Annotated in this window: 16 protein-coding genes; 6 read left to right on the top strand and 10 right to left on the bottom strand. The window is 49.5% G+C overall.

Annotated features, from left to right (window positions below; all coding sequences use genetic code 11):
• Positions 1-113 precede the first annotated feature (113 nt).
• From pdsS to BZG81_RS15615, 3 genes are read right to left on the bottom strand one after another with little or no spacing between them, the layout of a single operon-like run.
• Positions 114-2,336, bottom strand: a complete 2,223-nt coding sequence (gene pdsS, locus BZG81_RS11365) for a proteobacterial dedicated sortase system histidine kinase (protein ID WP_077677417.1) — start codon at positions 2,334-2,336, stop codon at positions 114-116.
• Complete coding sequence (pdsR, locus tag BZG81_RS11370; protein WP_077461367.1) at positions 2,336-3,034, bottom strand: proteobacterial dedicated sortase system response regulator; 699 nt, start codon at positions 3,032-3,034, stop codon at positions 2,336-2,338. The genes pdsS and pdsR overlap by 1 nt, the downstream gene beginning before the upstream one ends.
• Positions 3,031-3,201, bottom strand: coding sequence for a hypothetical protein (locus BZG81_RS15615; protein WP_158011444.1), 171 nt, complete (start codon positions 3,199-3,201; stop codon positions 3,031-3,033). Before BZG81_RS15615 ends, pdsR begins: the two co-directional genes overlap by 4 nt.
• Before the next feature lie 44 nt (positions 3,202-3,245).
• Between BZG81_RS15615 and pdsO the strand changes: the two genes are divergently transcribed.
• Positions 3,246-3,965, top strand: coding sequence for a sortase-associated OmpA-like protein PdsO (gene pdsO / locus BZG81_RS11375; RefSeq protein WP_158011843.1), 720 nt, complete (start codon positions 3,246-3,248; stop codon positions 3,963-3,965).
• A 94-nt stretch (positions 3,966-4,059) separates the two neighbouring features.
• On the top strand, positions 4,060-4,488 hold the full coding sequence (locus BZG81_RS11380) for a GNAT family N-acetyltransferase (protein ID WP_021022999.1): 429 nt from the start codon (positions 4,060-4,062) through the stop codon (positions 4,486-4,488).
• On the opposite strand, the gene BZG81_RS11385 is transcribed toward BZG81_RS11380, so the two are convergent.
• The 3 genes from BZG81_RS11385 to BZG81_RS11395 form a co-directional block, all read right to left on the bottom strand.
• On the bottom strand, positions 4,477-5,016 hold the full coding sequence (locus tag BZG81_RS11385) for a methylated-DNA--[protein]-cysteine S-methyltransferase (RefSeq protein WP_077677419.1): 540 nt from the start codon (positions 5,014-5,016) through the stop codon (positions 4,477-4,479). The genes BZG81_RS11380 and BZG81_RS11385 overlap by 12 nt on opposite strands.
• A 22-nt stretch (positions 5,017-5,038) precedes the next feature.
• Positions 5,039-5,470 (bottom strand): DUF3010 family protein, encoded by a 432-nt coding sequence (locus BZG81_RS11390; RefSeq protein ID WP_025740445.1) that lies wholly within the window; start codon positions 5,468-5,470, stop codon positions 5,039-5,041.
• A gap of 133 nt (positions 5,471-5,603) precedes the next feature.
• Entirely contained in the window at positions 5,604-6,815 is a 1,212-nt protein-coding gene (locus tag BZG81_RS11395) for an HD-GYP domain-containing protein (RefSeq protein WP_241827387.1), read from the bottom strand.
• A gap of 124 nt (positions 6,816-6,939) precedes the next feature.
• Here BZG81_RS11395 and BZG81_RS11400 point away from each other — a divergent pair, with 124 nt between their 5' ends.
• Both BZG81_RS11400 and BZG81_RS11405 read left to right on the top strand, forming a co-directional pair.
• Positions 6,940-7,479 carry an NUDIX hydrolase gene (locus tag BZG81_RS11400; RefSeq protein WP_077461362.1) on the top strand — a complete coding sequence of 180 codons (540 nt, stop codon included), beginning with the start codon at positions 6,940-6,942 and terminating at the stop codon, positions 7,477-7,479.
• A gap of 17 nt (positions 7,480-7,496) precedes the next feature.
• Positions 7,497-7,727, top strand: coding sequence for a DUF3820 family protein (locus BZG81_RS11405; protein ID WP_077576917.1), 231 nt, complete (start codon positions 7,497-7,499; stop codon positions 7,725-7,727).
• Between the two features lie 78 nt (positions 7,728-7,805).
• Here the strand turns inward: BZG81_RS11405 and BZG81_RS11410 are convergent, their stop codons facing one another.
• The gene (locus BZG81_RS11410) at positions 7,806-8,321 is read right to left on the bottom strand and encodes a hypothetical protein (protein ID WP_077677420.1); all 516 of its coding nucleotides are present in this window, start codon (positions 8,319-8,321) and stop codon (positions 7,806-7,808) included.
• 209 nt (positions 8,322-8,530) lie between these two features.
• Here BZG81_RS11410 and BZG81_RS11415 point away from each other — a divergent pair, with 209 nt between their 5' ends.
• Entirely contained in the window at positions 8,531-10,228 is a 1,698-nt protein-coding gene (locus tag BZG81_RS11415; protein ID WP_077677421.1) for an SgrR family transcriptional regulator, read from the top strand.
• Here the strand turns inward: BZG81_RS11415 and BZG81_RS11420 are convergent.
• Complete coding sequence (locus BZG81_RS11420) at positions 10,225-10,875, bottom strand: hypothetical protein (RefSeq protein ID WP_077677422.1); 651 nt, start codon at positions 10,873-10,875, stop codon at positions 10,225-10,227. The genes BZG81_RS11415 and BZG81_RS11420 overlap by 4 nt on opposite strands.
• Positions 10,876-11,237: 362 nt before the next feature.
• Between BZG81_RS11420 and BZG81_RS11425 the strand changes: the two genes are divergently transcribed.
• Positions 11,238-12,308 (top strand): L,D-transpeptidase family protein, encoded by a 1,071-nt coding sequence (locus BZG81_RS11425; protein WP_077677435.1) that lies wholly within the window; start codon positions 11,238-11,240, stop codon positions 12,306-12,308.
• A gap of 87 nt (positions 12,309-12,395) precedes the next feature.
• Here BZG81_RS11425 and BZG81_RS11430 read toward each other — a convergent pair whose 3' ends face one another.
• Together BZG81_RS11430 and BZG81_RS11435 are read right to left on the bottom strand one after the other, a co-directional pair.
• Positions 12,396-12,641 (bottom strand): Lpp/OprI family alanine-zipper lipoprotein, encoded by a 246-nt coding sequence (locus tag BZG81_RS11430; protein ID WP_077677423.1) that lies wholly within the window; start codon positions 12,639-12,641, stop codon positions 12,396-12,398.
• A gap of 207 nt (positions 12,642-12,848) precedes the next feature.
• Entirely contained in the window at positions 12,849-13,310 is a 462-nt protein-coding gene (locus BZG81_RS11435) for a copper chaperone PCu(A)C (RefSeq protein WP_077461358.1), read from the bottom strand.
• Positions 13,311-13,312: the final 2 nt, after the last annotated feature.

The raw sequence follows: 13,312 nt of genomic DNA on the forward strand, positions 1-13,312 counted from the left end.
CGTTGCTCCTTGCTTTATCGGTAGGAGATTTATTCGCCACCAGGCTAATGAATTGGCTCTGATCGCGACAAGGCTGTTCGGTTCAGTATTGGGGCCAATGCGTTTTAGATCAATCAATGGGTTGTTATCTGTGTGATTGACCATGTAAGTGACAGTGTCACGCCATCTTGTTGCGGACGGTGAGCCGCGGTGAGTTGAGCTTGATGAAAATCGGCAATAAGACGCGCGATATAGAGGCCTAAACCGAGATGAGGTTTATCGGTGCCGTGATGAGCGGGTCGAACACTCACCATAGAGTGAAAGAGCTGTGTGCGCATATCACTCGGAAGCAGTGGCCCGGTATTAGTGACGGTCATGGTCACCTTGTCAGCATGCACGCTAAGCGCAAGCGTAATGGGCGCCGCACCGTCGTCAAATTCCACCGCGTTGGCGATCAATTTGTCGAGCAACTGCGCCAAATAATCGGGGACACCTTCAAGCGTGATGATCTGTTCAGGGAGCGTCAGCGCGAACGTCTTTTCTGGATACGCCAGTCGATACCCTTGAGTGCATCCATCTAGCAGTGCATTGAGGTTAACACGCTCTTTATCGGCGTTGTCAAAGCTTTGTTCTAGACGCGTCGCTTCGGTTAGCGTTGATAAAATGCCGGCAAGGCGTTGAACCCCATCTTGAGCGCGATTGATATAAGTAAGCTGGCTGGGATCGGTTTGGGTGTACGCCATATTTTCAAGCGAGGATCGTACGACGGCAATGGGCGTACGTAACTCATGGGACAGGCGCGAGGCCATTTTCTCTAGATACTGATTATAGCCAGCAATGCGTCCGACCATATCGGCAATGGTGCGTGACAGGCGACCAATTTCATCTTGGCTGTCTGCGGTTGTGATGGCGCCTGTGACGCGTCCTTGGCTGTCAATGGCGTGATCCGCTTCATGTTGTAAGCGACGTAAACGCTTAGCAATGTGCGAGCCAAATAACAACAGCAATAAAACGCCCGTGCAGATCACCGCGAGCATCACCGAGAAAAGCGTTTCGAGAGCGTCATTACGTAAACTGCGAATGCCATTGGTGGTTTCTTCAACGATCACCGCGCCCGCGACGTCATTGTTGAGCCAAATGGGATAGGCGGCGGAGAGAATCATAGCTTGGCCATCATCCGAACTGCGCCACCCTGCATAAGGGCGCCCTTGTAGTGCCTGCTGTGCCTGTACACCTTTGTAAATAGAAGCTTGTTGCATCGCATCGATAAAATGATCAGGTGGTGTCACTAACAAGCGATCGTACCAAGGGCGGAGCAGTGTATCGGTAAGCCAAGTAATCAATCCGTGGCGCGTTTGTGGCGCCGATGATGACTGCCAGACACCGTTTGAGGTTTGGATATCGCCATCTTTAGCAAGCACTCGGCTATGTGTATCTACGACCCAAACGCGCGACGCGTCATTATTCATGCGTTCAATAAGAGTTTGAATCGCGGCAGAGGGGGTCATAAAACTGCCAAGTGACGTCGGTGTGCGTGTGGAGGCTGTGCCAATAATGGCACGTAATGGGCGCTCGAAACTATCGTCCAGATCGTAGTAGGCCAGCCCGAGTTGTTGACCCACCCAATCTGATGGAAGTTTTATCTCAACCTGATAGCCAGTGTCTGTCGTACGCCATTTGGCGGCAATGGGTAAAGGTTGCGTCGGCCCCTCAGTTTCATGTTGATTGGACTTTACAGGCAATCCACTTGCTAAATGTGTCACATGGGCATCGCGTGAGCGTGGATCTTGGCTGAGGGCCACGCGGTAAAACGCGCCTTGGGGAGAGGTTAGTGCAACAATAAGATGATCCTGACTGGTGAGATCGCTCTGATCTTGCGAAGGGGTGGGGGTCGCATCGACAATATCGAGCGCTAAGTAGACGGCGTGGTCATTGCTTGCTGTCAGTACCGACAGGGATAGTTGCTCGCTGTGATAGGGGCGTTGATTGAAAATTAACCCGTCACGCTGATAGTTGCGCTGATGCTGCTGATAGCGTTGCCACTCGCGTAGATCACCATCCAGAGTAATGGGGTGGGTAAGCCGAAAAGCATGCAAATCTTTACCTGGATCGAGGCGCGTTGGTGAGTGACGATGAGTGAAAAGTGCCGGTCGGTCGTTCATCCCCATTGCAAATGCGCGAGCTGTGCCCATCAGAGTTTGTTCTTGGCCCTGACGTAAGACGCTTTCCATCTCCCAGACATATTGATAACCCAGGTAAGGCAAGAGCAATAAAAAGCTAGAGAGCACGACAATTTTAGTCCGGATCCCGACCAAATAAGGCCATAAACCTTGAGTTAGCCGACGCCATCTTGCCATTATATTGGTGCCTCATCCCAGCGATACCCCATGCCATAGACCGTTCGAATACAGTCAAACTGGTTATCAATGGCCATAAACTTCTTCCGAATCCGCTTAATGTGCGAGGTAATGGTACTGTCATCCACAACAGCATGTGCCTCATCCATTAAAGCTTGTCGGCTCTTCACGTGTCCCGGGCGTTTAACCAGGGCATGGACCATCCAAAATTCAGTCACGGTAAGATCAATCAGCTGGTCATGCCAGTACACACGCATACGATCAAGATCGAGATAGAGCGGCCCAGATTGCAAGCGTTTGTCTTCTGTCGACGGTGCTTGTGCTAAGAGATCGCTACGGCGAAACAAAGCGGCAATACGCGCCATCAAATGCGGGAGCGACACATCTTTGGTTAAATAATCGTCTGCTCCCATCCGCAATCCCACCACGGTATCGATATCACTATCACGCGCGGTCAGAAAAATAATGGGCACGGTCGCTGATAGTGCGCGTAATGCTTGGCATAGCGCAAAGCCGCCATCAATTTCATTGCCTAAACCAATATCAATAATGGCTAAATCAGGTAGCCGCTGCTCAAAAGCGGTTTGGGCGGATGGACGATCGGCGTAGGTATTAACCTGATAGCCTTGGCGACGAATCACATCGGCATAGTTATCGCGAATGGCGGCTTCATCTTCAACAATTGCTATCTGCTTCATGGTACGGGATAGGTCACGAGTGTTGCAGTGACTATACCCAAACTCAGCGCAGAGAAAACCCCTTTTGCCGGATTCCGCGCAATTGCCATATTTTTGCCATTATTGATCGTCACATTGCCATTTTTATAGCCGTAAATTGCCTGATCCGCTTGTTTTAATGTCCTCATTGCCAGCACGGCACAACACCCACTCTTTCGAGGACGAGAACACTATGGATATTAAAAAAGCACTCACACATTCTGTATTTGTGGTTTCTATGTTTGTTGTTGCAACACCACAAGGCATGGCCGCCACGCAAGTCGAGCGAGACAAAAAGCCAGAACTGATCGGTATGGGCAGCGGTGCTATTGCTGGTGCAGTGGTCGCAGGACCGGTCGGTGCGGTGGCTGGCGCCATCATAGGCACAGTGATGGGGCAAAATGCGAGTTTTGAAACTCTTGCGACTGAGCAGCAAGATACGATTGAAACCATGAATGCGAAAAATACGCAACTGAGCCTTGTCACGCAAAAATATAATGAGGCGCAGTTAGAGCTTGCCCGCCTGCGTGCAGAGCAACATTCTATTGAGGACATAGACTTGGCGATGAATATTCAGTTTCGAACCAGCTCGGCCGAGATTGAACCTCACTTTATGATTCAGCTGGATGAATTAGCGAATTTTATCCAACAAATGCCCGAGGCACAGTGGCAGTTAGCCGGTTACGCGGATCCGCGTGGACGTCAATCTTACAATCAAGATCTGTCTGAACGCCGTGTACAGGCGGTGAGAGATTACTTGGTGTCAGTCGGGGTTAGCGCGAATCAGTTAGATACGATTGCCTATGGCGACAGTCAGCCACTGGCCGATCAAGCCAGCAATGAGGGCTTTTTCTTTGACCGTCGTGTCACCCTTTCACGTGTCAAAGGCGGGCAAATGGCACAGGCACAGTAATCGTCGCTTTATCGTTTTGGGGCTGGGCTACCATGCAATGGCCTAGCCCATCGCAAATGTTACAGAGTTATCCTCGGCAACCAAGGAAGATACCATGATTAGACCGGCAACCCTTCACGATATTGATGCTATTTGCGCCTTGTGTGTGCGCTGTCAGCCTGATCCCCTTTCGTTGAGTCAAATGAAGAAAACGCTCACCGACTTGATTCACGCAGAGGATGCTAATGTCTTAGTCGCAGAACTATGTGGATTGGTGGCAGGCGTGGTGGCATTCAACGTGATCTTACAACTGGATAAATCCAACCATTTAGGGCGTATCAGCACCATTATGGTAGATGAGCACTTTCGGGATATGACCCTCGGCCGACAGTTGCTCAGTGCCGCGGAGACCTATTTATTGGCAAGAGGGTGTGATCAGATTGAAGTGGTCCCAAGTTATCACAAAGCCGATGCGCAAAGCTTTTACCTGCACTGCGGTTTTCAACTCACGCCAGAGCGACTGATTAAAGCGTTAGCGGCGTAGCCACGCGCCAAAGGCTTTATCTTTGCCACTTTGCGGACTGGGGAGCTTGGTTGGCCATTCGCCAGTCGCTTCCCAGATTAACAAGGCTTGTTTGGCCGCGAGGCCGCCCCCGTAGCCAATTAATTGCCCTTGGCGGCCAATGATACGGTGGCAAGGAATGATGATAGAAATCGGGTTTTTGCCATTCGCGCCGCCCACCGCTTGGTTGGCTTTTGGATTGCCGATGGCATTGGAAATGGTCTGATAGCTGGCAGTGTGCCCATACGGAATGGTTTGCAAAGCGGCCCACACGCGGCGTTGAAACGATGTACCATGCGGGGTAAGTGGCAGAGAAAATGCCTGCCGCTTTCCTGCAAAATATTGATCTAGTTGACGGCATGCTTCATCCAGTATGGGGTCACCGTCGGGCGCGATGCTTGCCGCTGAGGATGACGGTGCTCGGCGAGGCAAGTATAGCCCCGTGAGCCCATTGGTATCCGCTTCTAATGTCAGCATGCCTAATGGCGATGGATATCGGATAACTGGCATGACACATCCCTGTGGTCGATGATTACTTCTTATCTTGATTGCAATAGGCGCAGGCTGTTAAGAACGCATGCTCTTGAAACTGCTTTAAGCCCAATTCTTTTAGATTGACATCGATCGGGTGGCGTTTGAGTGTTTGCTTCATGATGTTATTAGGCAGCACTTCTGCTTCAACCCCATCGATAAGCTGCAAGACCGCTTCCATTTTAAAGCCCGCACTGCTTCCGGCGAATTTACCCTTAGTTTGACGCTCGCGGATCACAATCTTTTCTACTTGATAGTCTTCGACCAGCTTGCTCATGGTGCGGTGGAAATGTTGAATGCTTTCTTGTGATTCGGGTGATGGCACATTGATTTTCTTTGCTCGACAATCAGGTACCGAAAAAAGGTCATTCTCGCTATCTAGCAATACCAGGTTGGCTTCGTTGCCTTTTAGATCAACCGCGCATACTCTCATTGTTTTCTCTCTATCGTTTATTTAGCAAAGCCACAGTCTTTGGTGAAACACAGCCTTTGGCCAAAACAACCTTTGGCCAAAATGGTCACTGAGGCGGGGCAGTATACGCAAAAGCGCCTGCGACGTCACAGGATTAACGAAATGCGTCGACACAGATATCTAGTGCCCCTTCACTGGTAGCGCGTGCGATGCGCAGATCGTGGCGCCTACCCAAGTCGATATACTCCACCTCGCGAAAATGGTTACTGCGCACGGAGTAGAAGGTTTTCACAACTGGACGCGTGATGTCATCAAGGTTCTCTTGCCACACTAAACCAATACGCCCATCGACAAGTTCCACTAACGAACCAATCGGATAAAAGCCAATACACTGAATAAACGCACGCAACAAAGTGGGATCCAAATGAAACGGAGTCAGTCCCATCATGATTTTAAACGCTTCTGACGGTGACATGGCTCGCTTATAGCAACGATCGGCGGTGAGCGCATCATAGATATCGACAATGCCACTCATGCGGCCAATCGTATGTATTTCTTCACCTTGTAATCCGTTAGGGTAGCCATTGCCATCAAGCTTTTCATGATGCATCAAACTGACATCACGTGCGGTTTGCGATAAATCGGGAATACTGTCTAACACCGGTTGAGAAAAGACCTGATGGAGCTTCATGTGATCGAATTCTTCAGCGGTCAGTTTGCCAGGCTTATTCAAAACCTCATCGGCAACTAATACTTTACCAATATCGTGCACAATTCCACCCACAGCCAACTCTTGTAAAGTATGGTGTTCGAATCCTAAATGCTTACCAAAATTAACCAGCAAAAACGCGACGTTAAGCGAGTGCTCCATCAAGTAGGCACTTTTATCTCGAATACCACTGATCCAGGCAACAGCGTGCTGTCGTTCAAAAATATTATCAACAATACTGAGCCCTAAATCCTCGATAGGCGTCATATCGATAGGCTTATTGGCGTAGATATCTTTTAATAACCGACAAAGCTGTTGTTTTGAGGCATCGATTAATTCTCGGGCTTTATCCATATCCGCGCCTGTCGCGGCATACTTCCCTCTGACCAAAGGGCCTTTGTAGTGGATCTCATCCAAGTTTAACAGTTGGTCCGCATCAACCCAAATATGCTGCACCCCACTTTGACGCAGCTTTTCAATCGTTTCAGGTCGACGCACATAGCCAGGCTTTGCCATGCGTGTGCGGGAGTGTTCAGTTTCGATGTGTTCAACATACATGCCAAGGGTTAGCTGCTGTATACTAATTTTTTGCAACATCCTAGATTGCCCTTCCTGCATCATCATCCCGATATGAATATCGGAAACAGTATTGCTCAAAGGGCGTACCCACGCTATTTAAATGCGGAGAAAATTAAGTTTCTGTGCGGACAAGACCAGTAGCTCTGTGATGCGCTATGTGTGATATACTCTCGCGCTTAATATCTATCTTTCTGAGCGTTTTATGCAGATTATTGCCAAACATACAGATGAGCGGGTGCTACCGCTAGAGAGTAAAACCGTTATCAAGCGTGATGCAGCACGCGCGATTGTTTTGCAGGGTGATGAGATCTTACTGATGTATACCGCACGCTATGATGATTATTCGTTACCCGGTGGCGGAATTGACCAAGGGGAAACCCAAGAGCAAGGCATGATCCGCGAACTGCAAGAAGAGACGGGTGCTCGAGGTATCCGGGATATTGAACCGTTTGGCTGTTTTGAGGAATATCGTCCTTGGCATCGCGACGGCGCCGATGTGATGCACATGCTCTCTTACTGTTTTTATTGCCAGGTGGATCGTGAGCTTGGAACGCCGACATTTGAACATTATGAGCGACATAATGGGATGCGCCCGGTATGGGTACGTTTGGATCACGCGATTGCGCATAACAAAGCGGTGATGGCAAACAGCGACAAAGCGGGCCAATCGTTGGTACGAGAAACCATGCTCCTTGAGATGATTGCTCAGCAACGTGATAGCACCCAGCAAGCCACAGCGTAATCGGGTAGGACCCCTTCATGGACAAAGCGCAACTGATTAAATTGGCCAACATGCCCATGCCGTTTGGCAAATACGCCGGCCGTGTATTGATTGATCTGCCTGAAGAATACTTACTGTGGTTTCAAAACAAAGCGGAATTCCCCGACGGCGAGCTCGGTGACTTGATGCAATTGTGCTTGGCACTCAAGGTCGAAGGCTTAGACAACGTCGTTAAGCCTTTGATTCGCCATGATAAAGCGCCAAGATGAGCATCAATCAAAACGTCGAGTCATTGACGCAAGTAGGTACAATCGCGACGAAAGTAACGCTCAATGTGTCATGATTGCTTAACGCGCAATCACCCATTGGTGGTTGTCGTCAGTCGCCTCCATCATTGCGCGTAGAAGTTGTGCGCGGGCGTCGTCAGTGGGTGCAATCACATCATAAATACCGCTTATCGGCTGGCCGTTTTCTTGAGTGTCGACCCGCATGGCGGCGGCGCAGGTTTCACCATTTTGGGTGCCAATGCATAAAGAAACGCCGGCCTCAGCGACTTCTACGCCATCTTGAAGCGCTAATTGTGCGAAGTATGCCAGCATGTTTGCATGATCTGATTCTGGCCACTGTTTGGCTTGAAGCTTGGCGTATTGGATCATTAGTGGATGGCTATCAACCCAGTAAAGCGTTAATGGATGAGTGGCTGGGGCCGCAGGCATAACGAAGGGTTCAGGTGACTGAGTGGCGGCGTGATAGATATCATAGCCGGTGAGGCTTTCTTGGGTTGGAAACTGAGCTTGTTTGACATGACAAGCCATCCAACGTTGTTTGATATCAAAATGGGAAATAATTGCCGGCGCGTTCATAAACACCCTTTTCATTGCCTACAAAGGAAACGTATCATAACCGAGTCGGCGTCTAGAACAAACCGCCCCTCGCCAATGCCCGCCAATATAGCCTGCTAGAGATCACAGCTTAAGTGTGAGTGATTTAAATATGAGCAGACGTCATGTACTGAGTTGCGTAAAATAGGAAATAGAAACCCCATTTATTGCGATGATTGAGTTCCTCTTTTATGTCTGGTCAGCGACTGCGTGCACAATTTACCCGCCTTTATCACCACTTTAACGGCGAAGATACAGATACAGCGTTACAAGCGATCGCCGACATCCTCGTGTGCACGCGGCGCAATGCGCGGATGGTCTTGAGTAAGTTAGAGGAGCATGGTTGGTTAACATGGCAACCCTCTGTTGGGCGAGGCAAGTTGTCACGTTTAACCTTCTTACGCAGTGAATCGGCATTGCGCGAAGAGCAGGCGGCGCAATGGCTTACACAAGGTAAAATCGATCAGGCTTTAGCCTGCTTGGATCACGATTCCACCAAGCTGGTCACCTTGATTCAAAAGCAAATGGGGCCGAGTACGCAAAATGGCCGTCAAATTGTGCGTTTGCCTTATTACCGTCAATTAGAAGAACTTGATCCACGTGGACCACTGCGCCGCTCAGAACAGCACTTGGTGGGACAAATATTTAACGGCCTAGTGCGCTATCGGGGCAATGATCGCATTGTCGTTGCCGATTTAGCGCATCATTGGGATGCCATATCCGCAAGCCAATGGCGCTTTTACTTGCGACCGGGTGTTCGGTTCCATGATGGGCGCTTGATGACGGAGCATGATGTCATTGCTAGTCTTTCCAACCTCGCGACTCGGCGCTTTTTCGCCCATGTGGCAAGTGTGACATCACCTGGGCCAAGAATGATTGATATTCACCTCTCTTGCCCGGATCCTCTTTTCGATCATGCGCTCACCCTCCCTGAAGCTTTAATTCTCCCTGCTGATTGTGATCATGATAAGCAATTTGCCTATCAGCCTGTGGGGACAGGCCCGTATCGCGTGGCTGAACGGCAAGCGCATCGTTTGGTGCTGGAAGCATTTGACGATTACTTTGGCTATCGCGCACTGACCGATGAGATCCAAATTATGGTATTCGACGAAGCAGCCATGTGTTATCTCACACCAAGTACCACGCTCACACCCGAGCGACTGGCAAGTCATCAGACGACGTTGAGTCAAAAACTCGAAATGGATCAGGGGGCCGGATATCTGTTGCTTAATTGTCGCGATGGGCTCGCCAAACAGCCAGTGTGGCGAGATTACTTACACGCCAAGTTGTCATCGCTGCAACTGCTACCACGCTTAGCCGCGCACGGCATGGGGGAGTATCGATTATTCAACGCGTATGGATTAATGCCAGGCTGGATGCATTATGTGCAAGCGGAGCGTGAGCTGACCGCGCCGGGCCCGACCTCTTTGACAGTCGCGTATTTATCAGACCACCCCTTATACCCGTTGATTGCGCAAGCCATAACCAAACATTTGTCTGAAGAGGGCATCACGGTGAATGTTTTAGCGCTATCTCCGGCGGAATATTTTAGTGGTCGTTACAGTCGCAAAATTGATATTTGGTTGGGCGCGATGAGCTTCGGTGAGCGCGGACAGGTTGGGTTATTCAACTGGCTTGGTACGCATGATTTGGTGTTACATGCCTGTACGGATGCGCTTGTTACCAAGATAGAGACAGAAACACGACGTTGGCGTGAAACACAAGATGATCATTGTGCTGAAACCTTGGCGCGTTGCCTGGTTGAACACCAGATGATCCCGTTATTCCATATTTGGATGGGAGTCATGGCGACGCCAGATTTACAAGATGTCGCGTCTAATGCCGTCGGATGGTTTGACTTTAAATCGATATGGCACAAGCCCGGTTAAACCGTCGTGTGCTCTTCGAGGCCAAGTGAAAAAGTCGCTGTCATGAGCAAGTATTTGTGCAGTGGTAGGCTGTCTTTTATCCGAAATAGAGGATGAAAGATACGATAGCGTCCTTCGGTTAACCCGAGGGGAGAAATGGAATCTGAGAGGCTAGTGGTTGCAGATACGAGGCGAATACCTTGCGCTCGATAGGCATCGGCATGAATGGGCTGGTGGCCTAACCACCATGAGGGAACGGCTTTACTCGCGTTCGTCCGGTCAATCCAGTGATCGCTCACAATGATCACGCGTCCAGGCTCAGAAGGGTCAGTGATACCGTTGTTGAGTAGCCAAGCTACATCACGAACTAACGCGTCTCGACAGGCATTATTGCCACTAAGTAAGCGGTGCGCAAGGATATAAATCGCGCTGTCATCTAACTGGAGTTTGTACACGGTCTGGCTATGAGGGCGAGTGTCGTCGAGAAGATGAAACTGTGCCGGTCTATCATGCGCTTCAAGCACACGCATCAAGCGACGCGCTAACGCTTTACCCATATGCGTATCGCGCATGCCTCGATTGTGAACTGTCGGATAGTGATGTTCGCACAGCTTGACACAATCTTGCTGAAACTGGCGCAGTGCCAGCGAGACCAGATCATCTAACAAAAACGTTTTACTCCTACCAAAACATCGACACAGCGTTTGTGGCCAAATCGCCCAGTTCAAAGTATGTAGTATATCACTTAAATCACCTAAAAAATCAGCGAGAAACGCTACTTTGTGCGCACTTTCTCATCGTATACCATTTTACGCCAGCGGCTAACGACCGGCTTGCAGCACCTAGGTCCGGCAAGAATTTGCTTTTTGTTGCGAGCCTATTTGGTGTTAGGTTGGTGAGAAACAGGGGTTTGAAGTTATTGATAGATAGACGGGTGTCATCGGTATTGAGAGGAAAACCAAGCGTGAATATCAAGGAGCAGCTGGGGCGCGTGTTTATTTTTAGTCACTGCCTATCGATGCGTGGGCCAATGATTCGGCTCTCGACACGGGTAGGGTTGCTGCTATGGATACTTTATATACCCACCGGACAGGCTGCAAGTTACCTGTTACCCACGGACGGAAGTCGGTTAGTCGGATCCCTTGAAACACATCAGGTTGAAGAGGGCGAACACCTTGAAGCCATTGCCAAACAGTATAATGTCGGTTTTTTAGCGCTATTGGCGCTGAACCCAGGTGTGGATCCCTACTTACCTGAAGCGGGCACCTTGATACGTTTACCTCAGCAGTACTTATTGCCGAAACCGCCCCATGAAGGGATTGTGATTAACTTGGCTGAGCTTCGCCTTTATTACTTTCCCGCGCAGGATGCCGCGGTTACCGAAACCGGAGAGCCTCTTTCATCGACAGAAAAAAACACCCGTCGGCGTGTTCATATCTTTCCCATTGGTATTGGACGGATTGGGCGAGATACGCCAAAAATGGATACCTTCATTAGTCAAAAGCGAAAAAATCCGACATGGACCCCGCCTCAGAGCATTAAAGATGAATACCGACAAACGCGCGGAATCAGCTTGCCCGATGTGGTACCCGCCGGCCCTGATAACCCCCTGGGTAAACATGCGTTACGCTTGGGTTATGGGCATGGTGAGTATTTAATCCACGGGACCAATAAATCGTTTGGGATTGGCTTACGGGTCAGTGCAGGCTGTATTCGCTTGCGGCCGAATGACATTGCTTGGTTATTTGATGCCGTGGATGTTCGTACGCCTGTGCGTATTATTGATACTCCGACCAAAGTGAGTCTTGAGCCTGATGGACGTGTAATGGTTGAGGCGCATCGCCCGCTCTCTGATACGCCTGATGAGGCGGATAAACGCATCACCCGAGCACCGGATCCAAGGATTTTATCTTTATTTAAGCACTTTGGCCTGTCAACACAGCGTTACCGAGCGGCTTTAGTGGTACAAGAGGGGCTCCCGATTGAGGTGGCTTCTCTCACGTCAGCACAACAGGAAATCTGGCGACAGATAGAACAACAATCAACGTCTCAAGCAGATACGTTTGTCCCGTCAGTTAATCGCCCGGGAGTCAAAAAATAACAAACGGCGCATCGTGCGCCGTTTATTAAGATAGCTTACCGATTTAGCGTCTATTTATTTCAACGATGAGTAAGCGTTGTTAAAAGCTTATTTTGTGTATGACTGCGCCATATTATCAATGCGCTTATTCGCACGTTTGGCTTCATCATAGGCCATGCCTGATGTGTTTTTCGTCTCACTAACGTCATTTTTCATCATTGAAACGTCATTGGAGAGCGCGTCGACCTTTGCTGATAAATCATTGACGCTTTGTTGTAATGCAGTGGTATTGGTACAGCCTATCAATAAAACACTTGATACGACCGCAGCTAGAGCCATTGGACGGATTTTCATAGATAACCTCGACTGTTGTTTAAAATCGTCATAACGTTAGAAGTATCACGCTTAGACGTGACCACACCTAACCTTAGACGCTAACAAGAGATTTTGCTTGCCAACCCTTCACTTAGCTATCATACCTTGACGCAGTTAACACGAGATGACCGCTTTCGCCTTTTTTGGCTATTTTTTGTACAATCTTGCGGCCGCCGTTACTGCCTCTTATTCGCTACCGCTGTGATGTTTCATGCCAGCCATGACGGTTTTTACCGGAATTTGCTTGGTTAGCGTGTGGCCATCAGCGGTGGTTAATGTCAGTGAAATATGTTCCCCAACCTCTAAAGGTTTTACCAAGTCAAAGAGCATCACATGCAAGCCCCCCGGCTTTAGAATAACTTGCTCGCCCTTCGGCACTAAAATTTGCGCGATTTGACGCATTTCCATCATGCCATCCACCATGGCGTGTTCATGCAGTTCAACCCGTTTGGCGGCTGGTGTGCTGGCGCTCACCACTCGTTTTAGCACCTTACTTTGGTTATCCAACACCATAAAGGCCGCACTGTTGGGCGCACCAGGAGCACTCGCGCGCGCATAAGCATCATGAAGAAAAAATTCGCCATGCGCATGCGCTAGGGGAGCCAGTATAAAAGCAATAGCGGCAATAAAAGGCTTGAGAAATTTCATTG

Origin of the sequence: Salinivibrio sp. MA607 (assembly GCF_001996245.1) — a bacterium.
Classification (GTDB): domain Bacteria; phylum Pseudomonadota; class Gammaproteobacteria; order Enterobacterales; family Vibrionaceae; genus Salinivibrio; species Salinivibrio costicola.